The sequence below is a fragment of the Mycobacterium sp. URHD0025 genome (genome assembly GCF_000426065.1).
Classification (GTDB): Bacteria; Actinomycetota; Actinomycetes; order Mycobacteriales; family Mycobacteriaceae; genus Mycobacterium.
Genome location: NZ_AUEQ01000006.1, coordinates 569,560 through 593,246 on the forward strand (window position 1 = coordinate 569,560; position 23,687 = coordinate 593,246).

The following is a 23,687-nucleotide window of genomic DNA, read 5'->3' on the forward strand; positions in this document are numbered from 1 at the left end:
GAGAGGTGGACGTGGCGCGCATCACTGCGCCTGCCGTTGTGTGCTGTGGCCTGACGCCGTGGTGACCGGCGGGCCTACGCTCACGACCATGACCACCGGGCCGCTCCTGCTGTCCGAACTGGGCAGCGATCCCGGATCGGTGCTGCGGCTGGTCGCGCGGTTCGATGCGCTGGAGGAGCAGGAGGCCAACGCCGACGCGGCCGTGCGGTTTGCCGCGTTGACTGCGGAATGCCCTGTGGGCGTCCGCTGGCCGGGTGGCACCGTCGTCCGCTACGACGCGTCCGGACGTCTTGATCCCGGCGATCCCATCGAAGACGGTGCCGCGCCGCCATCGGATCGGGACGAGACGGTCGTCTGGGTGGAACGGGACGGGCCGGGACACCCGCTGGACCAGGTGCTGCTCGACCGACTGCGGCGGCTGGTGGGTCGCGTCGCGGCCCGGACCGGGGTGAGCGGAACTCCGCATCTCGGGGCCCCCGCGCTGCTCGAGGTCGTGCTGTCGGCCAAGGAACACCGCGAAGATCGTGCCAGGGCGATCCGTCTGTTGGGACTCGACGAGACCAGGCCGACGTGCGTGCTGGCGGCATCAGGGCACTCGCCACGAGAGACGGTGCGGCTCATCACCGCTGAATTGCCCACGCCGACAGTGCGGTCGGCGGTGATCGGCAATGCGACAGCCATCGTGTGCCAGGGATCGTTCGACATGAGGGAGCTCTCGGATCGGCTGGAGCGCCTCGTCGTCGGACATTTTCCGGCGGTGGTGAACATCGGCACCGCGTCCGGCCCGTGGGTCGGAATCGGATCGCTGGGTAGCGCATTCGGCGCGTCGACCTCATGGCATGAAGCCGTGCGCGCACTGCGATTCGCGTCATCGACCGGATTCGGCAGACGCGTGGTGGCCTACGAGCGGCTCAGCTCACTGGAATTGCTGGCCGAGCTGCCGATCGACCGGGTGCGGCGCAATCGGGATGTGGCCCGTATCAACGACATTGCGTCATCACCCGCCGGCGATCTCGACGTGCGGACCACCGAGGCGTTCTTCGTCTACGGCTCGCTGCGGCGGACGGCCGCGGAACTACACGTGCATCACAGCACGGTCGCGGCCCGGTTGGCGCGCGTGCAGACCGCGATGGGCTGGGATTTGGAGGATCCGGTGGACCGCTTCCTGGGCACGCTGGTGCTCATGGTGCGGCGCATCGCGATGACGTCGGCCGAACTCGCCGACGCGGACCTACTGTAGAGCGCCGTCGCCAGATCAACGCCATGGTCGCTCACGGCGTCGGCGAGCAGCCATAGCGTTGTTTTCGCGGGGCGGGGCGCCAGCCTCGCGACACCAACGCGGCGCGCACCTGCGCGACGATGTCGTCCCCGCGGTCCTCTTTGATGACGTGCACGACGTGCCAGTCCAGTCGCTGAAGCGACCGGCTCACGCGAACGTCGAGCACATACTGGTGCCGGCTGGTGAGATGCTGCTCGCCGTCGTACTCGGCCCCCACCTTGTACTGTTCCCAGCACATGTCGATTCGGCGGACATAGTTCCGGTACTCATCCAGGATAACGAATTGCGTTGTCGGACAGGGAAGTCCGGCGTCAACGAACAACAACCGTAGCCGCGTCTCCGGCGGCGACTCGGCCCCCGCATCGGCGAGTGCCAGCGCCACCCTCAACCGTCGCAGGCCGCGCGCGCGGGCATGGCGCTTCGCGATAATTGCGACGTCCTCGAGGTCTACCGGGCAGGCGTTCATCAGAGCGTCCATTCGCTCGACGGCGCGGTCCCTGGGTAGATGACGGCCGAGATCGAAGACCGTGCGTGGGGGAGTGGTCACGCGAATGCCGCCCACGGTTGTGACTTCGTCCTCGTGCAGCGATTCCCGGCGCACGATCAGTCCAGGTTGACGTCTGATCGTCCCGATGAGTTCGACCGGCGCCGTGTCGTCGACCCATTTCGCCCCATGCATCGCTGAGGCGGCTACGCCTGCGATCACCGCGCCCGGCGCTGCCAGACTGATGCCGACAACCATGTCACGTAGGCGTATCTCGTGCTCGCGCGGAACGTAGACGTCGCGATAGAGCGGCCGATACCGGCTGCGCAGCTGGCCCCTGGTGAGGCGCCCGGCCGACACGGCTTCACTCCCGAGGAACGGAACTCGCACCTCTACTTGGACGCACGCCGCCGCGATTCGGCTCCCATGCCCCTCGAAAACAACACTGTGGCTGCTCGGGGCGGCGAAAGACGACCATAGCGTTGCTGTCACGAACCCGAGGCAGGGCGCTCCGACAAGTGTCGGCCGGATCCGCGGAATCGGCCGACATGCGTCGGCTGACGGCGATCGCCCCGTTGGCCAGGATTGCGGTCATGACCGTCATCGATCCCACCCGCACCTGGCAGCCTCTCGAAGAGCGTCTGGCCGTGACCACCGACGAGCGCCACCGTCAGGTGCTCAGCGTGGTTCTCGAGCACATGAAGGCCGAGGCTGAGCCCGATATGGACCGGCTGATGGCGACCCTGAGCCCCGACCCGGACTACCACTTCTGGTATGCCAATGCCGATATGGGGCCCAAGACCACCGAGGGTGTCCGCGCCTATTACGAGGCATTCGTGGCCAGCGGTGCCAACCATCTCGTTTTCGAGATCGATCGCCTTGCCGTCGACGATGATCTGGTGATGACCGAAGGCTGGATGAAGATGATCTACCCCGGCGTAGCCGCCCAGGGGATCGGCGTCGATGTCGACGACCCGGACGGCGACTACCTCCTGTTGTTCCGCCAGCTCATCAACTGGCCGATCGACGCCGACGGCCTGATCATCGGTGAGGACGCCTACCAAACCGGTCCGGTCAGCGTGACCAAGTTGAGCCGGGAAGACCTGCCGCAGGCCTACATCGACCAGAAGCGCGCCGCCGCCGAAGCGCATGCCTGACGCCGTGCGCGACTCGATCGGGGCGATGCTGCTCGACCGGGTCGGCGACCAACACCTCGGCCTGCGCACCCGCGAGCGGGACTGGACCTGGGACGAGGTGGTCGCGGAATCCGCCGCACGCGGGGCCCTGGCCCAGGCGGCCAGGGCGGGGTGGCCCGTGCAGGAGCCCTTCCATATCGGCGTGCTCCTGGACAACGTGCCGGACTTCGTGTTCTGGCTGGGCGGCGCCGCGCTCGTCGGGGCCACCGTGGTGGGGATCAACCCGACTCGCGGCGCGGCCGAGCTGGCAGCCGAAATCCGGCTCGCCGATTGCCAATTGATCGTCACCGACACCCACGGCGCCGCGCGGCTCCGCAGTCTGGACACGGGCCTGCCGTCGCAGCGGATCCTGGTGGTCGACGAACCGGAGTACACCGAGGCGGTCGACGCGGCCCGGGTGGCACCGGCCATGGCGCCCGGCGTGAGCGCCGACTCGCTGATGCTGCTGCTGTTCACCTCCGGGACGACAGGTGCGTCCAAGGCGGTCAAGTGCAGCCAGGGCAGGTTGGCCCGGATCGCCTACGCCGCCGCAGAGAAGTTCGGCCACGTGCGCGACGACGTGGAGTACTGCTGCATGCCGCTGTTCCACGGCAACGCCATCATGGCGTTGTGGGCGCCTGCGCTGTCGGTCGGCGCGACGGTGTGCCTCACGCCGGCTTTCTCGGCATCCGGATTCTTGCCCGACGTGCGGTATTTCGGCGCGACGTTCTTCACCTACGTGGGCAAGGCGCTCGGCTACCTGATGGCGACCGCGGAACAACCCGACGACGCCGACAATCCGCTGACACGCGGTTTCGGCACCGAGGCCTCACCCGATGACCAGACGGAGTTCCGGCGCCGCTTCGACGCCGAACTGTTCGAGGGCTACGGCTCCAGCGAGGGCGGAGGGGCAGTGGTGCTGGCCCAGGACATGCCACCGGGAGCGCTGGGCCGGCCCGCGCACGACGGGGTGGCGATCATCGACCCCGAATCGCTGGAAGACTGTGTCCCAGCGGTTTTCGACGAGCACGGGCGCGTTCTCAACCCTGACGACGCCGTCGGCGAGATCGTCGACAAGTTCGGCACCCGCACGTTCGAGGGTTACTACAAGAACGACGAGGCCAACGCTGAGCGCATCCGCAACGGCTGGTACTGGACGGGCGATCTGGGCTACCTCGACGAGCAGGGATTCATCTACTTCGCCGGCCGCCGCGGCGACTGGATCCGGGTGGACGGTGAGAACACCTCGGCGCTCACCATCGAGCGGGTCCTGCGCCGTCACCCCGACGTGGTGGCCGCGGGTGCGTACGCGGTTCCGGATCCGCGTTCGGGGGATCAGGTCATGGCCGCGATCGAGGTGACCGACCCGGACCGGTTCGACGCAGGAGCTTTCGTGTCCTACCTGGCCGACCAGGAAGACCTGGGGGCCAAGGGGATTCCCAGGTTCCTCCGGGTCTCGAAGAACCTGCCCGTCACCGGGTCCAACAAGGTGCTCAAGCGTGAACTGCAGCAGGAACGCTGGCACACCGCCGAGCCGGTGTACCGGTGGGCGGGACGCGGGGCGCCCGCGTACCAGGCCATGGGCGACGATGACAAGCTGTCGCTGGACGCCGAGTTCACGCAGTACGGGAGGCAGCGTTACCTATGAAGTGGGATGACCAGTGTGACGTCCTGATCGCCGGGTCCGGGGGTGGCGGCGTGACCGGCGCCTACACCGCCGCGCGCGAAGGCCTGTCGGTGATCCTGGTGGAGGCCAGCGACAAATTCGGCGGGACGACCGCGTATTCCGGTGGCGGCGGGGTGTGGTTCCCGTGCAACCCGGTGCTCCAGCGCGCCGGTACCGATGACACCATCGAGGATGCGCTGGAGTACTACCACGCCGTCGTCGGCGACAGGACCCCACGGGAACTGCAGGACACCTACGTCCGTGGTGGTGCCGGCCTGATCGAGTACCTCGAATCCGATGACAATCTGAAGTTCGCGCCGATGCCGTGGCCGGACTACTTCGGCAAGGCGCCCAAGGCCAGGGCCGACGGGCAACGCCACATCGCGGCGCGCCCCCTCAAGGTGGAGAAGGCACCGCATCTGCGCGAGCTGGTGCGCGGGCCGCTCGATGCCGACCGGCTCGGTGCCGAGCAGCCCGGCGACTATTTCATCGGCGGCCGGGCACTGATCGCCCGGTTCCTGAAAGCCATTGAGCAGTACCCGAATACGTCGCTCCGGCGAAATACCCCGCTTGTGGAGTTGGTGATCGAGGACGGGGTGGTGACCGGCGCGCTCGTCGAAACCGCCGGTGAGCGGCAGGCCATCCGGGCCAGGCGCGGCGTGCTGCTCGCGGCCGGCGGCTTCGAAGGCAACGACGAGTTACGCCGTGAGTACGGCGTTCCCGGCGTCGCCCGCGACACGATGGGGCCGCCCGCGAACCTCGGTCACGCCCATCGAGCGGCGATCGCCGTGGGCGCCGACGTCGACCTGATGGACCAGGCCTGGTGGTCACCGGGCCTGACGCACCCCGACGGACGCTCGGCATTCGCGCTGTGGTTCACCGGCGGCATCTTCGTCGACCAGAGCGGACAGCGCTTCGTCAACGAGTCCGCGGCCTACGACCGCATCGGCCGCGCGATCCTGCCGCGGCTGGCCGATGGTTCGATGACGTTGCCGTACTGGATGATCTACGACGATCGTGAAGGTGAGGTTCCGCCCGTCAAAGCCACCAACGTCTCGATGGTCGACACACAGCGATACGTGGAGGCCGGGCTGTGGCACACCGCCGACACGCTGGAGGAGCTCGCCGCCAAGATCGGCGTTCCCGCCGAGAACCTGGCCGCCACCGTGCGGCGTTTCAACGACTTCGTCGCCTCCGGATCGGATGAGGATTTCGGGCGCGGAGACGAGGCGTACGACCGGGCCTTCTCCGGCGGGGCATCACCACTCGTCGCGATCGAGAAGGGCCCTTTCCACGCCGCCGCATTCGGCATCTCCGACCTCGGCACCAAGGGCGGTTTGCGTACCGACACCGCGGCTCGGGTACTCGACCCGGACGGTCGGGCGATCGCCGGCCTGTACGCCGCGGGCAACACCATGGCCGCCCCCAGCGGCACCGCCTATCCGGGCGGCGGAAATCCGATCGGAACAAGCATGCTGTTCAGCCACCTGGCGGTCAAAGACATGCTAGGCAGGGTGATGAGCGCTCGCGCGAAGAACCAAGGGGAGAAGCATGAGTGACATTCGGGAAATCGACGCCGGCAGTGAGATGACGCGGTTCGCGCGCGGCTGGCATTGCATCGGGCTCGCTGAGACGTTCCGGGACGGGCAGCCGCACGGTATCGAGGCGTTCGGTACCAAACTCGTCATCTACTCCGACTCCGCCGGCGCACTGCACGTGCTCGATTCCTACTGCCGCCACATGGGCGGTGACCTGTCGATGGGCTCGGTCAAGGACGACAACCTTGCCTGTCCGTTCCATGATTGGCGTTGGGGCGGCGACGGCAAGTGCAAGCTGGTGCCCTACGCCAAACGCACGCCGCGGCTGGCACGCACCCGCAAATGGGAGACCTGTGAGGTCAACGGTCAGCTGCTGGTCTGGCACGACCCCGAAGGTTCGACCCCGCCGGCCGAGCTGACCCCGCCCACGATCGAGGGCTACGACGAGGGCATCTGGTCACCGTGGCAATGGAATTCGATTCTGATCGAGGGATCGCACTGCCGGGAGATCGTCGACAACAACGTCGACATGGCGCACTTCTTCTACATCCACCACGCCTACCCGACCTACTTCAAGAACGTCATCGAAGGCCACACCGCCAGCCAGTTCATGGAGTCCAAACCGCGTCCGGACTACGCCACCAGAGAACTCTGGGACGGAACGTACCTGCGTTCGGAGGCAACGTATTTCGGTCCGGCGTACATGATCAACTGGCTGCACAACGATCTCGCTCCGGAATTCACCGTCGAGATCGCGCTGATCAACTGCCACTATCCGGTGACGCACAACTCGTTCGTGCTGCAGTGGGGTGTCGCGGTCCAGCAGAATCCGGCGATGCCCGCGGACAAGGCCGCCAAACTCGCGGCGGCGATGAGCCGGAGTTTCGGAGACGGCTTCATGGAGGACGTCGAGATCTGGAAACACAAGGCCCGCATCGACAACCCGCTGCTGACCGAGGAGGACGGGCCGGTCTACCACCATCGCCGGTGGTACGAGCAGTTCTACGTCGATGTCGCCGACGTCACGCCGGAGATGACCGACCGCTTCGAGCAGGAGGTCGACACCACGCACGCCAACGAGCTGTGGCACCGGGAGGTTGCCGACAACCTGGCCAGTCGCTGATCGGGCACCCCGTAAGCTGGCCGCGATGAATACGCGACCACCGCTGGACATCGCGACCCTGCGTGCTCGATTGACCGCACCCTGGCGTCAGCTCGACGTCGTCGGCGAAACCGGCTCGACCAACGCCGACCTGCTGGCGCGGGCGGCCGGTGGTGACGACATCGCGGGCGCGGTGCTGCTGGCCGAGTACCAGAGCGCCGGACGCGGCCGGCATGGCCGGCAGTGGTCGGCTCCGCCGAGGTCGCAGTTGGCGTTGTCGGTGGGGGTCGACGCGTCCGGGGTTCTCACCGAAGCCTGGGGATGGTTGCCGCTGGCCACCGGCGTCGCCGTCGTCGACGCCGTCGCAGAGGTCACCGGTGTACGCGTCGGCCTCAAATGGCCCAACGATGTCCTGGTCGGGCCGGGCGGGGGCAAGCTGGCAGGCATCCTGGCCGAAGTGGCGTCGCCGGCACCGGTGGTCGTCGTCGGCCTCGGCCTGAACGTGACGATGACCGCCGACGAGGCCCCCGATCCACGCGCCACCTCACTGTCGCAGCTCGGCGCTGGCACGGTGGACCGCAATCCACTGGCTTCCGTGCTGCTGCGTCACTTGGCTGCCCGTCTCGCCGCCTGGCGCAATGCCGATCCGCAACTGGCGGCCGATTATCGCGAACGCAGCGTCACGATCGGCACCCGCGTCCGCGCGCTCCTCCCGGGAGGCAACACGTTGGTGGGCACCGCCGTCGATGTCGATGACCTCGGCCGGCTGATCATCGACACCGGAACAGAACGGGCCACGGTTTCCGCGGGTGACATCACCCACCTGCGGGCAGATGAGCCGTAGAGTGCTGCCGTGGGTTACCCGGAGAATGTGCTGGCCAACGACGAGCAGGTGGTGCTCCACCGGCACCCGCACTGGAAACGTCTGATCGGTGCGGTCTTCGTCCTGGTACTGATCAGCGCGGCAGCGGCGTTCGTCGCCGCCGTGGTCAACACCATGGACTGGCAGCCCACGGCCAAGAACGTGCTGTTCATCGTGATCGGCGTGATCTGGCTCGTCGTGGTCGGCTGGTTGACGGTGTGGCCGTTTCTGAACTGGTGGACCACCCACTTCGTCATCACCGACCGGCGGGTGATGTTCCGGCACGGCCTGCTGACCCGCTCGGGAATCGACATCCCTCTGGCACGGATCAACAGTGTCGAATTTCGCCACGGGTTGACCGACCGACTGATGCGCACCGGTACCTTGATCATCGAATCGGCGTCGCAGGACCCATTGGAGTTCCACGACATTCCGCGCGTGGAGCAGGTGCATTCACTGCTCTATCACGAAGTTTTCGACACCCTGGGATCTGAAGAGTCGCCGAGCTGACCCAGCTCCGTCTGGCGGTTCGTCCGGCTGCCGCGGCACTTGGAGCCGACGGGTGTGAAATCCGGTGTAAATGGCTATCTATCAGCCATGACCGCACGGATGAGCCACTTGGGCACCACCTTCGATCAGGCCATAGTGGTCATTCCGGCCCATAACGAAGCCGCATTGCTGCCTCGATGCCTGCGTGGGGTCACCACGGCTGCGGCTTGTTGGCCGATGCCGGTGCTGACAGTCGTCGTCCTTGATTCCTGCGACGACGGCAGCGCCGAGTTGGCAGGTCAGTTCGGCCACGACGTCCACTTCGTCAGCGTCGAGGCGGGCAACGTCGGCGCGAGCCGGGCCGCCGGTTTCACCTATGCACGCTCGCTGAGCAACCACGTCGACGACTCCCGCGCCTGGTATGCCACCACCGACGCCGACAGCCGGGTGGACGCCGACTGGCTGCTGCGCCAGACGGCGCCCGCTGTGGACATGGTGCTGGGCGTGGTGCGGGTGGCCGACTGGCGGCATCACCCCGCCGCGCTGGTCCAGCACTACCTGCGTGCATATGAGTCCGATACGCGGGACACCAACGGGCACAACCACATCCACGGCGCCAACATGGGATTTCGTGCCGACGCGTACTGGCGGGTCGGCGGCTTCCATCCGCTGGCCACCGGCGAGGACGTTGAATTGGTCGAGAGGTTCGAGGCCGCCTCCTACCGGATACGACGGGACCGGAAGCTATCGGTCAGCACCTCGGCGCGCCGGAACGGTCGGGCTCCCGGCGGCTTCGCCGGCTACCTCCGTAATTTGTCGCGGTCGGTATTTCCCTCGGCCGAGATGGATTCCGTATGACGGCCGCCCTGGTTCGGAGATGGTTGGAGGCAGGCTGGCTGGAGTTGCCGCCGCCGGGTTCCGGTGCGACAGCGCTGCGCTGGCAGCGGCTTGCGGAGCTGACCGAGATCGACGTCGTCGCCGGCCGACTCGCAGAGGCTCACCTCGACGCGGTCGCGATCCTCGACGAGCTTGGTGCGAAACAGCCTGCGCGCGGAGATCTTTGGGCGGTGTGGGCCGCCGAAGACCCGGACGCTGTGCTCAACGCGCACACCACTGGAGACCCCGAAACGGACACGGTGAGGCTGTCGGGCACCAAAGCGTGGTGCTCGGGGGCGGGGATCTGCACACACGCATTGGTGACGGCCCACCGCGACGACGGCCAACGTGGGCTGTACGCGGTGGTGACAGACAGCGCCGGGGTGCAACCGTTGCCCAGTACGTGGAGGAATCCCGGCATGGCTGACAGTGACACCCGCTCAGTCCAATTCAGCGGCGCGCATGCGGTACCCGTCGGCAATCCAGGCGACTATCTGGATCGCCCCGGCTTCTGGCACGGTGCGATCGGCGTCGCGGCCTGTTGGCTCGGCGCCGCCCGCGCGGTCGCCGCGCCCCTGTACGGCCGCGTCGCCCGCGGAGGTGCCGACGAGCACACCCTGGCCCACCTCGGGGCTGTCGACGCTGCGATCGCGGCCGCCGAAGCGATGCTCGCCGCGGCGGCCGAGGCGATCGACGCTGACCCGTTCGACCGGTCCGGGTCCGCCGAGCTGCTGGCCAGGCGGATCCGCGCTGTCACCGAAACCGCTGTCGACGAGGCGATTTCCCGAACCGGCCGCGCACTCGGGCCCGCGCCGCTGTGCCAGGATGCCCAACATGCAGGTCGCGTCGCGGATCTCACGATCTATGTGCGGCAGAGCCACGCCGAGCGTGACCTCGCCGCGCTCGGGAGGCTGGCGGGGGAGCACCGATGACGGCCGCGGAACCCGTTGAACCATGCGGCAACGCACCGCGCTTCGGGGCGCGGCCGCTGAGCTGCGGCGGCACCCCCGGTCACGTCTGGACCAGCTGGGGCCGCTCCTTCGGTGAGCTGGACGTCACGGCGTGTCCTGCACTGGTGGTGGTCGCACCGCATCCCGACGACGAGACCCTTGGCTTCGGGGCGACCATGGCGCTGCTGGCGGAGCGGGGTGTCGACGTCCAGGTGGTTTCCGTCAGTGACGGCGGGGCCGCCCAAGGCGATCTCACCCCATTTGACCGCTACCGACTGGAACGCACGAGGAGCGCCGAGTTGAGAAAGGCGGCAAGGGTTCTCGGTGTGGGTGAGCCGATCAGCCTCGGACTACCGGACGGCGAACTTGCCGACCACCAGAACGCGATCACCGATCTGCTGACCGGGATACTCCAGGCTCGTCCGCCCGGCACATGGTGTGCGACGACGTGGCGCGGTGACGGGCATCCCGATCACGAGGCCGTCGGGCGGGCGGCCGCCACGGCTGCGCACCGCACAGCGGCGGTCCTGCTCGAGTACCCCGTCTGGATGTGGCACTGGGCCAGGCCAGGAGACGCCGCAGTGCCCTGGGACCGGGCGTTCACGGTGCCATTGACGGCCTCGGCCGTGGAGCGTAAGCAGGTTGCCGCGCAGACCTTCCGCAGTCAGTTCCACCCGCTCACACCTGGTGCGGGCCCAGTGCTGCCGCCTTTCGTGTTGCCTCGGCTGCTCGCGGTCGGCGAGATGGTGTTCCGTTGACGCAGCGCCTGCCCGACACGTACTTCGACCGCATGTATGCGACCTCGGCCGACCCCTGGCAGCTGGCGACCCGCTGGTACGAGCAACGAAAGTACGCGATCACGATGTCGATGCTGCCGCAGCAGCGTTACCGGCACGCCTTCGAGCCGGGTTGCTCGATCGGCACCCTCACCGCGCTGCTCGCCGAGCGCTGCGATCATGTCACTGCAATGGATGTGGCCGGCGCCGCGCTGGAGACCGCCGACGCGCGACTGCGTGCCGACGGCTGCCGTGCCGGGACGCGGGATCGTGTCACCTTGTCGCGTGGCTCTCTCGACGATCCTTGGCCGCCAGGACCTTTCGACCTACTTGTGCTCTCAGAAGTGGCGTACTACCTGGACGAGGAGTTGCTGGCGGGGCTGCTTCGCCGCGAGTGTGCCCGGCTGGCTTCCGGTGCGACGGTCATAGCGGCCCACTGGCGTCACGAGGTGGCCGACTATCCGCTCAGCGGTGATCAGGCCAACCGGATAATCGCGGCGACACCGGGCCTCATCTCGATCGGCGCCTACCACGACCGCGATGTGGGCATCGAAGTTTTCGACACCCACAGCGCCGCATCCGTCGCGGCGCGCAATGGTGTGCCGGGAGCTGAGGGTTAGATAACGCCGGTTTGGGTATCCGATGGGTGACTGCGTGACGAAACACGTTCCCACGCCATGTCATTCCTTGCCGCGAACCCGCGGCCAGACCGCTGCATTGAAGGAGAAGCCCATGAGCGCCGTCGACAAGGCCAAGAACAAGGCCGAAGAGCTGGCAGGAACGGCCAAGGAGAAGATCGGGAAGGCGACCGGCGACAGGGACACCGAGGCCGAGGGACACAAGGATCAGGCCAAGGGCAACCTCAAGCAGGCCGGGGAGAAGGTCAAGGACGCCTTCAAGGACTGACCCCACGACGGTGACGCTCTTCCCTCAGCTGGATCGTCGATGAAACCCGCGGATCACGAACTCTTCGACACCCTGGGGCTTGACGGGTCGTCGAGCTGACGCGCCTTCGCGCGGCGACTCGGCCCCCGCAAGGGCGTCACCGTCGCCGACTTGTGCTCCGCATGATCCTCAAGCGCTTCAGCGATGCCGCCACCGGTCAACGTGGACTCCAGCGCCAGATCGGGCTTGTCGACGAACTCATCGGGGAACACCCAGCGGCGGAAAGCCCAGAACCGGAACGCCATCTGCAGGAGATTGCCCAGGATGTAGGCCGAGATGAAGTCGGCGATGTTCTCCACCGTCAGCGACACCTCGGGGACCCGGAGACCCAGTACGTAGCTGGAGAAATACAGCGGAAGCATCGAGAGCAGCACACCCACGCCGCTGAACGCGAAGAACAGCAGGGCCTCGTGATGACGCTCGCGGCCGCCGCGGTTCTGGAAGCTCCACTCCCGATTGAGGATGTAGGAGGCGATGACGGCGACGATGCCTGCGATGATCTTGGCGGTGACCGGCTTGGGCTCGAGCACCGTGAGCTTGAGGGTGTAGAAGATTGTCGAATCGATGACAAACGTCGTCGCGCCGACGATCGCGAACTTGATCAGTTCGTGATGCCGCTCGGCATAGGGACGGACGAATCGCGGCAATCGGGCGATTGTCGCATCAGCGAAGGACACAGGTAGGCAGTGTACGGAAATGCGCCCTACGATGCCGAATCCTTGGGAAGGCAGACCTTAACCGCAGGTCAATGAGCCGGTCACGATAATGACACCAATTCGCGCATGACACCATAGAGCGCGTGCCGACAACTCCCCAGAAGCCTGTCGTGGCCATGATCGGCGGCGGCCAGCTCGCCAGGATGACTCACCAGGCGGCCATCGCACTCGGACAGACCTTGCGGGTGCTGGCTGCCGGGCCGGACGAATCCGCCGCGCAGGTCACCCCCGACGTCGTCATCGGCTCCCACACCGACCTCGACGCGCTGCGCCGGGCGGCGGCCGGCGCGTCCGCGTTGACGTTCGACCACGAACACGTGCCCACCGAGCACCTCGAGAAGCTCGTGGCCGAAGGGGTGACGGTCAGCCCGCCGCCGCAGGCACTGGTGCACGCCCAGGACAAACTGCTCATGCGCCGCAAGCTGCAGAGCCTGGGTGCCCCCGTGCCGCGCTTCGCCGAGATCACCTCGGTCTCCGACGTCGAGGCGTTCGTGCAGCAGATCGACGGTCCGGTGGTGATCAAGACGGTGCGCGGCGGCTACGACGGCAAAGGCGTGGTGATGGCCGACGATCTGGCGTCCGCGCGCGAGACCGTGGCCGGTTACCTGGCCGACGGGGTCGCGGTGCTGGCCGAGGAACGCGTCGCGATGCGCCGGGAGCTCGCCGCGCTGGTGGCCCGCTCGCCGTTCGGACAGGGCGCGGCCTGGCCCGTGGTCGAAACCGTGCAACGCGACGGAATCTGCGTCGAGGTGTATGCCCCCGCGCCAGGACTGTCCGCCGAATTGGGTTCGGCCGCACAGCAACTCGGTCTGCGGCTGGCGAACGAGCTCGGCGTGGTCGGGGTGCTGGCGGTCGAGCTGTTCGAGACGGCCGACGGCGGACTCTTGGTCAACGAACTGGCCATGCGTCCGCACAACTCCGGGCACTGGACCATGGACGGCGCGGTCACCAGCCAGTTCGAGCAGCATCTGCGTGCGGTCCTGGACTACCCGCTCGGTGACACCTCGGCGATCGCGCCCGCTGCTGTGATGGCCAACGTGCTCGGGGCGCCGCAGACGCCGGCGATGTCGATGGACGAGCGGCTGCACCACCTCTTCGCGCGGATCCCCGATGCGAAGGTTCACCTGTACGGCAAGGGTGAGCGGCCGGGACGAAAACTCGGGCACGTCAACATCATCGGTGCGGACATGGACGAACTCCGAGAGCGTGCGGTGCGGGCGGCGCACTGGTTGTCGCACGGCGAGTGGACCGACGGATGGGATGAACATGGCGACTAGTGAAGCGACGGGCTCGGGTTCGGGTCCCAGGGTCGGGCTCATCATGGGCAGCGACAGCGACTGGTCGGTGATGTCCGACGCTGCCGAGGCGCTCGCCGAGTTCGAGGTGCCGTTCGAGGTCGGTGTGGTCTCCGCGCACCGCACCCCGCAGCGCATGCTCGACTACGCCAAGACGGCCGCGGACCGGGGCGTCGAGGTGATCATCGCCGGGGCTGGGGGGGCCGCGCACCTGCCCGGGATGGTGGCGTCTGCGACACCGCTGCCGGTCATCGGGGTGCCGGTGCCACTGGCCCGGCTGGACGGCATGGACTCGCTGCTGTCGATCGTCCAGATGCCCGCCGGTGTGCCGGTGGCCACGGTGTCCATCGGGGGAGCGCGCAATGCGGGCCTGCTGGCCGTGCGAATTCTGGGCTCGGCCGACGCCGAGCTGCGGGCCCGGATGGTGAACTTCCAGGCCGACCTGGAGAACATGGTCCTGGCGAAGGACGCCGCCTTGCGCGATCGCCTGTTGGGCGAGGCTTGACGAGACGAGGGCTGAGTCAGTCGCCGATGAGCCCGCGAATGCGCGACGTCAGCGATTCGATCGGCTCATCGGTCGACATCACCACCACTGCGGTGCGGGCACTACCGCCCCGGTAGATCGGCCAGGTCGCGGCCAGCGCCTCGGCCAGGTCTGACCGTGGGTTGATCACGTCGCCGCGCAGCCATCGGCGCAGAACATGGTTGTGTGCGGCGACCACGGCGTTGGCGAACAGTTCGGCGCGCAGGCCCGCCGTCCAATCGCCGGTCTGCGCGGCCCGCAGGTGTTTGGTGAACAGTCGGACATACCGTGACACCACGGCGGTTTCGAAGTCGCGCAGGGCCGGCACCGAGCGGGTGAGCCGATACCGCGTCCGCGCACGGTCGCCCTCGGCGAGATAGTTCTCGAATACCGAGGTCGTCGCCACCGCGATGACCTCGGCGGGGAGGGCTTCGGCGGGCACCGCCGCCAACCTCTCGTCGGCGCGGCGCAGCAACGCCTCGTGATCGGGGAAGATCATCGCCTCTTTCGACCCGAACTGACGAAACGCGGTGGTGCGTCCCACCTGTGCCCGCGTGGCGATGTCGTCGACGCTGGTGGCCTCGTACCCACGTTCTTCGAACAGGTCGAACGCCGCGCTGACCAGGCGCTCCCGAGTGCTCGGCAGATCGGGCATGAGCGCACCTTTCCTGGGACTGAGTGCCGATGGTATGGTACTGAGTACCAAAAGTAGCAGGGCGATGCACTCGATGTGCAGTCCGCGCAACGATTGATCCAAGAGAGCCACGAGCTGAGAGCTAGGGAGAAGATCATGGCTGGCTGGGCCGGTAACCCCTCATTCGATCTGTTTCAGCTGCCGGAGGAGCACCAGGAGCTCCGGGCGGCGATTCGGGCGTTGGCGGAGAAGGAAATTGCGCCGTATGCCGCCGACGTCGACGAGAACGCGCGCTTCCCGGAGGAAGCTCTCCAGGCCCTCACCACCTCGGGTTTCAACGCCATTCACGTGCCCGAGGAGTACGGCGGCCAGGGTGCCGATTCGGTCGCGGCCTGCATCGTGATCGAGGAAGTGGCCCGGGTCGATTGCTCGGCGTCGCTGATCCCCGCGGTCAACAAGCTGGGCACCATGGGCCTGATCCTGCGCGGGTCGGACGAGTTGAAGAAGCAGGTGCTGCCGTCGCTCGCCTCCGGTGATGCGATGGCCTCCTATGCGCTGTCCGAGCGTGAGGCGGGCAGCGACGCCGCGGGTATGCGGACCCGTGCGAAGGCCGATGGCGACGGTTGGATCCTCAACGGCACCAAGTGCTGGATCACCAACGGCGGCAAGTCGACCTGGTACACCGTCATGGCGGTGACCGACCCCGACAAGGGTGCCAACGGTATTTCGGCGTTCATGGTCCACAAGGACGATGAGGGCTTCGTTGTCGGCCCCAAGGAGCGCAAGCTCGGCATCAAGGGCAGCCCGACCACCGAGCTGTATTTCGAGAACTGCCGCGTTCCGGGGGACCGGATCATCGGCGACCCCGGTACCGGATTCAAGACCGCGTTGGCGACGCTGGATCACACCCGTCCGACGATCGGCGCCCAAGCCGTCGGTATCGCTCAGGGTGCGTTGGACGCCGCGATCGCCTACACCAAGGACCGCAAGCAGTTCGGCCGTCCGATCAGTGACAACCAGGGCGTGCAGTTCATGCTCGCCGACATGGCGATGAAGGTGGAAGCCGCACGGTTGATGGTGTACTCAGCCGCAGCGCGGGCCGAGCGTGGCGAGGGCAACCTCGGATTCATCTCGGCGGCCAGCAAGTGCCTGGCCTCGGATGTGGCCATGGAGGTCACCACCGATGCGGTGCAGTTGTTCGGCGGCGCCGGTTACACGGTGGACTTCCCGGTCGAGCGGATGATGCGGGACGCCAAGATCACCCAGATCTACGAGGGCACCAACCAGATTCAGCGCGTGGTCATGAGCCGCGCCCTGTTGAAGTAGGCCACGCACCCTCGGCTCAATCGGCCCGGCGCGGCACGAACTCCTGCACCTTGGCCTTGATGCCCTCCTTGATGAAACCCCAACTGTTCTCGTCACCTTCCAGTACGGCGGTGGTGGTCAATTTGAACTGCTCCCACGTGGCGTGCGGCGGGATCGGTGGCATGTTCGGATCGGTGAAGACGTCCAAAACCGTTGGCCGGTCGGCTGACAACGCCGTACGCCACGCGTCGCCGAGCTCGTCGGGACTCTTCACGGTCATCGCATTCAAGCCGAGTCCCGCGGCGAACGCGGCATAGTCGACGTCTGGAAGCTCTTGGGACTCGGCGAATTTCGGTGCTCCGCCCATGGCCCGCATCTCCCAGGTCACCTGGTTGAGATCGTTGTTGTGGAGCACGGCGACGATCAGCCGGGGATCCGACCACTGGTGGTGATAGCGCTTGATGGTGATGAGCTCGGCCATCCCGTTCATCTGCATGGCGCCGTCACCGGCGAAAGCGATCGCCGGGCGGTCCGGATGGGCGAACTTCGCGCCGATCGCATAGGGCACCCCGGGACCCATGGTGGCCAGGTTGCCGGACAGTGAGCCGCGCATATCTCCGCGGAACCGCAGTTGGCGGGCATACCAATTGGCCGCCGATCCGGAATCGGCGGTGACGATCGCGTTGTCGGGCAGCTGCTCGGACAACTCGGAGAACAATCGCAGCGGGTTGACCGGATCAGCGCTCACCCCTGCCTGTAGCGCCATGGTCTCCCACCAGCGTGCCACGTTCTTCTCGATCGTCTCGCGCCAGGACCGGTCCGCCTTGCGTTGCAGCTGCGGAATGAGCGCGCGCAGTGCGGTTTTCGCGTCCGAGACCAGGTTGACCTCGTACGGGTAGCGCATGCCGATCATCTTCGGGTCGATGTCGATCTGCACGCCGCGGGCCTGACCGAACTCCGGCATGAACTGGGAGTAGGGGAAACTGGAGCCGACGGTGAGGACGGTGTCGCAGTCACGCATCATCTCGTAGCTGGGCCGGGTACCCAGCAGCCCGATCGATCCGGTCACCCAGGGCAGCTCGTCGGACAGCGCATCCTTGCCCAGCAGAGCCTTCGCCGCGCCCGCGCCGAGAAGGTCTGCCACCTCGATGACCTCGTCGCGCGCGTCGCGGGCGCCGCTCCCGACCAGCATGGCCACCTTGTCACCGGAGTTGAGGACTTCGGCGGCGCGGGCGATGGCCGCGTCGTCGGGGGCGATACCGGGCCAATCGACGCCGAGGCTCGACGGAACCATCTTGAACTCATGGGTGGGTGCGGTGTACGGCAGTTCCTGGACGTCGGCGGGAATGATCAACGCCGTCGGTGCGCGCTCGGCCAGCGCGGTGCGGATGGCCCGGTCGAGCACGTTGGGCAGCTGCTCGGCCACATTCACGGTCTGCACATAGGCACTGGCGACACCCTTGTACAGGCTGGCCAGATCGACTTCCTGCTGATATGAGCCGCCCATCGCGCTGCGATTGGTCTGCCCCACGATGGCGACCACCGGAACGTGATCGAGTTTGGCGTCGTACAGCCCGTTGAGCAGGTGAATGGCGCCCGGGCCCGAGGTGGCCATGCAGACGCCGACCTTGCCGCTGAACTTGGCGTAACCGACGGCCTCGAACGCGCACATCTCCTCATGGCGGGCCTGGATGAAGCGGGGTTGATCGTCGGCGCGGCCCCACGCGGCCAGGATGGCGTTGATCCCGTCACCGGGATACGCGAACACGTCCCGCACATCCCACTCGCGTAGGCGCTTCAACAGGTAGTCGGCGACACTCAACTCGGACACGGCCGTTCCCTCCTCGGCATTCGAACGGATTGTTGTGGTCCGGGTACCCGAATGCGCTGGCGGTATGCAGATGTCTGAGTAGGAGGAACGTCAGCCGCGGGTGACCTTCTCCGTCACGCGACGTCGCTCCTGGGCGTCCGGATCGGGATTGGCGACCTGCACGAGCGACGCCCCGACGGCGAACACCGCGACCAGGTTCTCGATCAGCTCGTCGGGGGTGTCCCAGGACGCCGTGGACAACACGCGGTCGCGATCGGTGAAACCCTGTGCCGCCGCGGCACTTCGGGCGGCCTCCAGTACCTCGGCGACCGTACGTCCGGCCAGGGCCGGCCCGGGAATACGTTCTGGCACGATCTGATCCCCGTGCACCCGAACCGCGGTGGCGTAGTCGGTGACCCCGATGGGAAGATCCGCTGCGGCTTTGCCGAACGGGTCGAGCGACAGCACGGCGACCTCGCCGCCCGATACCGCATCGTCGGCCTCGTCGAGCCGGTCCCGGGTACACAGCGCCACGTCGGCCGGATGGTCCGAACCACCGTTCAACGACACCTCCGCGCCGATCCACCAGATCCCGAACAACACCGCGGCGGTCTGCCAGTGCGCGGGCAGCAGCACCGCCACCCGCGTACCCGGGCCGGCCCCCATCTCGTCGCGCAACAGGTTGGCGGTCTTGGCGGCCCAGTTCGCCATGGTCACCGTCGACAACTCGATCCGCTCACCGGTGGCGTCGTCGTAATAGGTGATCCGTGGCCCGGCCGGATCCGCTGACAACAACGGATCCAGCACTGTGGCGCTGAGTGTGCTCATAACCTCTGGTTTTACTCGAGGGCGATCAGTTCACACACTTGGGATCGTCGGCACCGGCGGTGAGTATCGGTGACGGCGGCGGTGGCGGACTCGATTCCCCGGTATCGCCGGAGGTGTCGCCGACGGCGGCGGGATCCACCGCAGACGGATCGGTTCCGTCCGACCCCGGACCGGTGTAGTCCGCGGCCAGCACCACCCGCACCGCGCCGGGCGGCAGCGACGAATCCTCGTTCACCGGCAATCCGCCGAGATCCTTCGACACGGCCTGCGCGCCGAGATCGTCGGACTTGGCGGCCAGCACCTGGCTGGACGCCGGCGGGGCGCCTTCGTGATTGCCGGTGGCGCCGGGCACGAATCCCTTGTTGCTCAACACCTGTGACACGGCGGCAGCCAGGCCGTTGATGTCGGTGCCGTTGACCACCTCGACGGTCGTGTTGTCCGGCGAATAGCTGAGCTGTTCGGTCTTGCCCTGGTCCTGATCCTGCAGCAGGCCCGCCACCCATTGGTGGACGTCGTCGGGATCCACCCGGACCACGCTCTGCATGCCGTCGTCACTCCAGCCGTCCTCCCGCAGGATCGGGATGGTCGCGAAGGCCACACTGCCGGCGGCCAGCTTCTGCAGCTGGTCGACGAAATCCATGATGTCCCAGCCGTCGGAGATCACCACCGAGCGCTGCACGGCGTTCTGGAGCCGCCCCAGGGTTCCCGGGCTGGACAGGGTCTTGCTCGAGATCACCTCATGGGCCAGCGACGCCATCACGGACTGCTGCCTGGTCACCCGGTCGAGATCGCCCCGGGGCAGGTCATGACGTTGGCGCACAAAGCTGAGTGCCTGTGGACCGTTGAGCTTCTGCCAGCCCGCCGGAAAATCGGCACCCGAAAGGGGTTCGTAGACGGCATCTTTGAGACACACGTTGACGCCGCCCAGCGCGTCGGTGATCAACGCGAAACCGAGCAATCCGATTTCGGCGTAGTGGTCGACCGTGACGCCGGTCAGTCCGGCGACAGTCTGGATCAATTCCTCGCGGGCGGCCTCGGTGGCCTTGGGCTCGGCGACGGCCGGATCCTCACCCTCGACCTCGACGAGTTGCTTCATCCGGTCGAGCTTGACGTCCCCGAACACGCCGTTGATCTTCATCTTTCCCCAGCCGGGCGCTTCGACGTACGAGTCGCGGGGGATCGAGATGGCCGTGGCCGACTTCCCGTTGTTGGGGATACGCACCAGGATGATGGTGTCGGTATTGGTCGAGACGTCGTCACCCGCACGCAGCGTCTCCAGCTCCTCGGGCGACAGCGGGTTGCCGTGGGCGTCGGTGCGACTGTCCATGCCGACCAGCAGGATGTCGATGGCCCCGTCCTCGCCGCCGCCGCCGAGCGCAGCCGAGCTGATGTGGTTGATGCCGGATTCGAACGAGCGGATCTGGGTCCAGGCCACCCCTGTTCCGAGCACCACGGCCGACGCCGTGGCGACAGCGAGGGAGCGAAGGAGGGGTATGGGCACGTGCTCAGGCTACTTGCGGCCCGGACGTGAGCCGGGTAACGCGGACCGGCGTGCCAGACTCGGCGCATGGCGCAACGGATTGTGATCACTGGGGCCGGCGGCATGGTCGGCCGAGTATTGGCTGATCAGGGCCGTGGTGAGGGCCGTGTGGTGCTTCCCCTGACCTCTGCCGAATGTGATATCACCAACGCCGGCGCGGTCCGGCAATTCGTGGAGTCCGGGGATGTGGTGGTCAACTGTGCCGCATACACGCAGGTCGACGCCGCCGAAACCGACCAGGAGAGGGCGTATGCCGTCAACGCGGCCGGTCCTGGCAACCTCGCTGCGGTGTGTGCCGAGGCCGGCGCCGGCCTGGTGCACATCTCCACCGACTACGTCTTCGGCGCGGCCGCGGAGCGTCGTACCCCGTACGAGGTCGACGACGAGACCGGACCGGTCAATGTCTACGGCGAGTCCAAATTGGCGGGCGAACAGGCCGTGCTGGCCGCCAAGCCCGACGCGTACATCGTGCGCACCGCATGGGTGTACCAGGGCGGCGACGGAGCCGACTTCGTGGCGACCATGCGCCGGCTGGCCGCCGGAGACGGCCCCGTCGATGTGGTGGCCGATCAGATCGGATCGCCGACCTATACCGGTGACCTGGTGGCGGCCCTGCTGCAGATCGCCGACGGTGGCGTGCGGCCCGGCGTGCTCCATGTAGTCAACGACGGACCGGCCAGCCGCTTCGACCTGGCGCGCGAGACCTTCGCCGCCGTCGGCGCCGATCCAGAGCGCGTCCGCCCCGTCGGCAGCGACCGCCATCCGCGACCCGCGCCGCGCCCGGCCTACACCGTGCTTTCGGCGCGGCGGTCCGCCGAGGCTGGTCTCACCCCGCTGCGGGACTGGCGGGAGGCCCTCGTCGCCGCGGTTGGAAAAGGCACGTCGTCCGGCCCGTTACCCTCTACGCCGTGACTGAGGATGCGGCCCGCCCGCTCGTTGTGGTGACGGTGACGTACTCGCCGGGTCCGCACCTTGACCGTTTCCTGGCCTCACTCTCGTTGGCCACCGATCGGCCGGTGAAGGTCATCATGGCGGACAACGGCTCGACCGACGGCGCGCCCGAACAGGCCGAAAAACGCTATCCGAACGTCCAGCTGCTGCGTACCGGCGGCAATCTGGGTTACGGCACCGCGGTCAACCGCGGCGCGGCCCGGATATCCGACGGTGACTGCGCGGAATTTTTCATCATCGCCAACCCCGACGTGCAGTGGGGACCCCATTCGATCGACATGCTGCTCGACGCCGCGCAGCGGTGGCCTCAAGCCGGGGCATTCGGACCGCTGGTCCACGATCCGGACGGATCGGTGTATCCGTCGGCGCGCCACCAGCCGAGTCTCATCCGCGGCGGGATGCACGCCGTCGTCGGCCCGTTCTGGAAGTCGAATCCGTGGACCGCGGCCTACCGCCAGGACCGCCAGGAGCCCAGCGAGCGCGAGGTCGGCTGGCTGTCCGGGGCATGCCTGCTGATGCGCCGGGCCGCCTTCGACGCCGTCGGCGGGTTCGACGAGCGCTACTTCATGTATATGGAAGACGTCGACCTCGGTGACCGGATCGTCCGGGCCGGCTGGCAGAACGTCTACGTGCCCTCGGCGGAGGTGCTGCACCACAAGGGCCACTCCACCGGCCGTGACCCGGCACGCAACTTGGCCGCCCATCACCGCAGTACCTACACTTTTCTGGCTGATCGATACCCGGCGCCCTGGCAGGCGCCGTTACGGTGGACGATTCGGGGCGCGCTGGCAGCACGTGCGGGCCTGGTGGTCGGTAGTTCTCGACGTAAACAGGCGAAAGGGCACTGACGTGATCAATCCCGCGGAGGTGGACGCTGTCGTCCTCGTCGGTGGACGAGGCACCCGGCTCAGGCCGCTGACCCTCTCGGCGCCCAAGCCGATGCTGCCGACGGCCGGCGTGCCGTTCCTCACCCACCTGCTGGCGCGGATCGCCGAGGCCGGTATCAAGCATGTGGTGATGGGGACCTCGTACAAGGCCGAGGTGTTCTCCGAAGCGTTCGGCAACGGCTCCGACCTCGGGCTCGAGATCGAATACGTCACCGAGACCGAGGCACTCGGCACCGGTGGCGCCATCGCCAACGTGGCAGACAAGCTGCGCTACGACACGGTCATGGTGTTCAACGGTGACGTGTTGTCGGCCGCCGACCTCGGCGCGGTGCTGGAGTCGCATGACACCCATCAGGCCGACGTCACACTGCATCTGGTTCGGGTGAGCGATCCGCGCGCGTTCGGCTGCGTGCCCACCGATGCCGACGGGTTCGTGACCGCGTTCCTGGAGAAGACGCAGGATCCACCGACCGATCAGATCAATGCCGGCTGCTATGTGTTCAACCGCAAGGTGATCGACGAGATCCCGCGCGGCCGGGCCCTGTCGGTCGAGCGCGAGGTCTTCCCCGAGGTGCTCTCCCGCGGACTCAAGATGTGCGGATATGTCGACGCCTCGTACTGGCGGGACATGGGCACGCCGGACGATTTCGTGCGTGGATCCGCCGACCTGGTCCGGGGTATCGCACCGTCACCGGCACTCAACGGCCAGCGCGGCGAATCGCTGGTGCACGAGGGAGCGGCCGTCGCTCCCGGCGCCTTGCTGATCGGCGGCACCGTGGTGGGCCGCGGAGCCGAGATCGGTGCGGGCGCACGGCTCGACGGCGCGGTGATCTTCGACGGCGTTCGCGTGGAAGCCGGTGCGGTCATTGAACGTTCGATCATCGGCTTCGGTGCCAGGATCGGTCCGCGGGCGCTGATCCGCGACGGCGTGATCGGCGATGGGGCCGATATCGGTGCGCGCTGCGAACTGTTGCGCGGTGCCAGGGTGTGGCCGGGGGTCAACATCCCCGACGGCGGTATCCGGTACTCGACCGACGTGTGAGCCGCGCCGGAATC

24 protein-coding genes are annotated in these 23,687 nt (G+C 67.2%); 18 read left to right on the plus strand and 6 right to left on the minus strand.

What is annotated here, in order from left to right; translation table 11 throughout:
* The first annotated feature begins 88 nt into the window (after window positions 1-88).
* Window positions 89-1,240 carry a PucR family transcriptional regulator gene (locus tag H977_RS0107275; RefSeq protein ID WP_036475405.1) on the plus strand — a complete coding sequence of 384 codons (1,152 nt, stop codon included), beginning with the start codon at window positions 89-91 and terminating at the stop codon, window positions 1,238-1,240.
* Between the two features lie 31 nt (window positions 1,241-1,271).
* On the opposite strand, the gene H977_RS32680 is transcribed toward H977_RS0107275, so the two are convergent.
* The gene (locus H977_RS32680) at window positions 1,272-2,153 is read right to left on the minus strand and encodes a type IV toxin-antitoxin system AbiEi family antitoxin (protein WP_051288707.1); all 882 of its coding nucleotides are present in this window, start codon (window positions 2,151-2,153) and stop codon (window positions 1,272-1,274) included.
* Window positions 2,154-2,356: 203 nt separating this feature from the next.
* On the opposite strand from H977_RS32680, the gene H977_RS0107285 reads away from it, so the two are divergent.
* The 11 genes from H977_RS0107285 to H977_RS34740 all read left to right on the plus strand — a co-directional run bounded on the left by H977_RS0107285 (window position 2,357) and on the right by H977_RS34740 (window position 12,103).
* Entirely contained in the window at window positions 2,357-2,920 is a 564-nt protein-coding gene (locus tag H977_RS0107285) for a nuclear transport factor 2 family protein (RefSeq protein WP_051288726.1), read from the plus strand.
* Window positions 2,913-4,586, plus strand: a complete 1,674-nt coding sequence (gene casI, locus H977_RS0107290; protein ID WP_029107240.1) for a steroid-22-oyl-CoA synthetase — start codon at window positions 2,913-2,915, stop codon at window positions 4,584-4,586. The genes H977_RS0107285 and casI overlap by 8 nt, the downstream gene beginning before the upstream one ends.
* Window positions 4,583-6,163, plus strand: coding sequence for an FAD-binding protein (locus H977_RS32685; RefSeq protein ID WP_051288708.1), 1,581 nt, complete (start codon window positions 4,583-4,585; stop codon window positions 6,161-6,163). Before casI ends, H977_RS32685 begins: the two co-directional genes overlap by 4 nt.
* Window positions 6,156-7,265: a 3-ketosteroid-9-alpha-monooxygenase, oxygenase component gene (locus H977_RS0107300; RefSeq protein ID WP_029107241.1), complete on the plus strand. Its 1,110-nt coding sequence runs from the start codon at window positions 6,156-6,158 to the stop codon at window positions 7,263-7,265. The genes H977_RS32685 and H977_RS0107300 overlap by 8 nt, the downstream gene beginning before the upstream one ends.
* A 25-nt stretch (window positions 7,266-7,290) precedes the next feature.
* Window positions 7,291-8,088 (plus strand): biotin--[acetyl-CoA-carboxylase] ligase, encoded by a 798-nt coding sequence (locus H977_RS0107305; protein ID WP_029107242.1) that lies wholly within the window; start codon window positions 7,291-7,293, stop codon window positions 8,086-8,088.
* A 9-nt stretch (window positions 8,089-8,097) separates the two neighbouring features.
* Window positions 8,098-8,616, plus strand: coding sequence for a PH domain-containing protein (locus H977_RS0107310; RefSeq protein ID WP_029107243.1), 519 nt, complete (start codon window positions 8,098-8,100; stop codon window positions 8,614-8,616).
* An 87-nt stretch (window positions 8,617-8,703) separates the two neighbouring features.
* Window positions 8,704-9,453: a glycosyltransferase family 2 protein gene (locus H977_RS0107315; RefSeq protein WP_231395894.1), complete on the plus strand. Its 750-nt coding sequence runs from the start codon at window positions 8,704-8,706 to the stop codon at window positions 9,451-9,453.
* Window positions 9,450-10,403: an acyl-CoA dehydrogenase family protein gene (locus H977_RS0107320; protein WP_029107245.1), complete on the plus strand. Its 954-nt coding sequence runs from the start codon at window positions 9,450-9,452 to the stop codon at window positions 10,401-10,403. Before H977_RS0107315 ends, H977_RS0107320 begins: the two co-directional genes overlap by 4 nt.
* Complete coding sequence (locus H977_RS0107325; RefSeq protein WP_029107246.1) at window positions 10,400-11,179, plus strand: PIG-L deacetylase family protein; 780 nt, start codon at window positions 10,400-10,402, stop codon at window positions 11,177-11,179. The genes H977_RS0107320 and H977_RS0107325 overlap by 4 nt, the downstream gene beginning before the upstream one ends.
* Window positions 11,176-11,817, plus strand: a complete 642-nt coding sequence (locus H977_RS0107330; protein WP_029107247.1) for an SAM-dependent methyltransferase — start codon at window positions 11,176-11,178, stop codon at window positions 11,815-11,817. Before H977_RS0107325 ends, H977_RS0107330 begins: the two co-directional genes overlap by 4 nt.
* Before the next feature lie 112 nt (window positions 11,818-11,929).
* Complete coding sequence (locus H977_RS34740; protein ID WP_029107248.1) at window positions 11,930-12,103, plus strand: CsbD family protein; 174 nt, start codon at window positions 11,930-11,932, stop codon at window positions 12,101-12,103.
* A gap of 53 nt (window positions 12,104-12,156) precedes the next feature.
* Here the strand turns inward: H977_RS34740 and H977_RS0107340 are convergent, their stop codons facing one another.
* Window positions 12,157-12,819: a GtrA family protein gene (locus H977_RS0107340; RefSeq protein WP_029107249.1), complete on the minus strand. Its 663-nt coding sequence runs from the start codon at window positions 12,817-12,819 to the stop codon at window positions 12,157-12,159.
* A gap of 155 nt (window positions 12,820-12,974) precedes the next feature.
* On the opposite strand from H977_RS0107340, the gene H977_RS0107345 reads away from it, so the two are divergent.
* Both H977_RS0107345 and purE read left to right on the plus strand, forming a co-directional pair.
* Complete coding sequence (locus H977_RS0107345; protein ID WP_029107250.1) at window positions 12,975-14,135, plus strand: 5-(carboxyamino)imidazole ribonucleotide synthase; 1,161 nt, start codon at window positions 12,975-12,977, stop codon at window positions 14,133-14,135.
* Window positions 14,125-14,658, plus strand: coding sequence for a 5-(carboxyamino)imidazole ribonucleotide mutase (gene purE, locus H977_RS0107350; RefSeq protein ID WP_081681643.1), 534 nt, complete (start codon window positions 14,125-14,127; stop codon window positions 14,656-14,658). The genes H977_RS0107345 and purE overlap by 11 nt, the downstream gene beginning before the upstream one ends.
* A 16-nt stretch (window positions 14,659-14,674) precedes the next feature.
* Here the strand turns inward: purE and H977_RS0107355 are convergent, their stop codons facing one another.
* Complete coding sequence (locus tag H977_RS0107355) at window positions 14,675-15,331, minus strand: TetR/AcrR family transcriptional regulator (RefSeq protein WP_029107252.1); 657 nt, start codon at window positions 15,329-15,331, stop codon at window positions 14,675-14,677.
* Between the two features lie 135 nt (window positions 15,332-15,466).
* Here H977_RS0107355 and H977_RS0107360 point away from each other — a divergent pair, with 135 nt between their 5' ends.
* The gene (locus H977_RS0107360; protein WP_029107253.1) at window positions 15,467-16,636 is read left to right on the plus strand and encodes an acyl-CoA dehydrogenase; all 1,170 of its coding nucleotides are present in this window, start codon (window positions 15,467-15,469) and stop codon (window positions 16,634-16,636) included.
* A gap of 16 nt (window positions 16,637-16,652) precedes the next feature.
* On the opposite strand, the gene H977_RS0107365 is transcribed toward H977_RS0107360, so the two are convergent.
* The 3 genes from H977_RS0107365 to H977_RS0107375 all read right to left on the minus strand — a co-directional run bounded on the left by H977_RS0107365 (window position 16,653) and on the right by H977_RS0107375 (window position 20,754).
* The gene (locus H977_RS0107365; RefSeq protein WP_029107254.1) at window positions 16,653-18,446 is read right to left on the minus strand and encodes a thiamine pyrophosphate-requiring protein; all 1,794 of its coding nucleotides are present in this window, start codon (window positions 18,444-18,446) and stop codon (window positions 16,653-16,655) included.
* Window positions 18,447-18,536: 90 nt separating this feature from the next.
* The gene (locus tag H977_RS0107370; RefSeq protein WP_029107255.1) at window positions 18,537-19,253 is read right to left on the minus strand and encodes a TIGR03089 family protein; all 717 of its coding nucleotides are present in this window, start codon (window positions 19,251-19,253) and stop codon (window positions 18,537-18,539) included.
* 25 nt (window positions 19,254-19,278) lie between these two features.
* Entirely contained in the window at window positions 19,279-20,754 is a 1,476-nt protein-coding gene (locus H977_RS0107375; RefSeq protein ID WP_029107256.1) for an LCP family protein, read from the minus strand.
* Window positions 20,755-20,820: 66 nt separating this feature from the next.
* On the opposite strand from H977_RS0107375, the gene rfbD reads away from it, so the two are divergent.
* Genes rfbD through manB form a run of 3 tightly spaced genes read left to right on the plus strand, consistent with a single transcriptional unit; the run spans window position 20,821 to window position 23,673 of the window.
* Complete coding sequence (gene rfbD / locus H977_RS0107380) at window positions 20,821-21,705, plus strand: dTDP-4-dehydrorhamnose reductase (protein WP_029107257.1); 885 nt, start codon at window positions 20,821-20,823, stop codon at window positions 21,703-21,705.
* Complete coding sequence (locus tag H977_RS0107385; protein ID WP_029107258.1) at window positions 21,702-22,592, plus strand: glycosyltransferase family 2 protein; 891 nt, start codon at window positions 21,702-21,704, stop codon at window positions 22,590-22,592. Before rfbD ends, H977_RS0107385 begins: the two co-directional genes overlap by 4 nt.
* A 1-nt stretch (window position 22,593) precedes the next feature.
* Window positions 22,594-23,673 (plus strand): mannose-1-phosphate guanylyltransferase, encoded by a 1,080-nt coding sequence (gene manB / locus H977_RS0107390; RefSeq protein ID WP_029107259.1) that lies wholly within the window; start codon window positions 22,594-22,596, stop codon window positions 23,671-23,673.
* Window positions 23,674-23,687 lie beyond the last annotated feature (14 nt).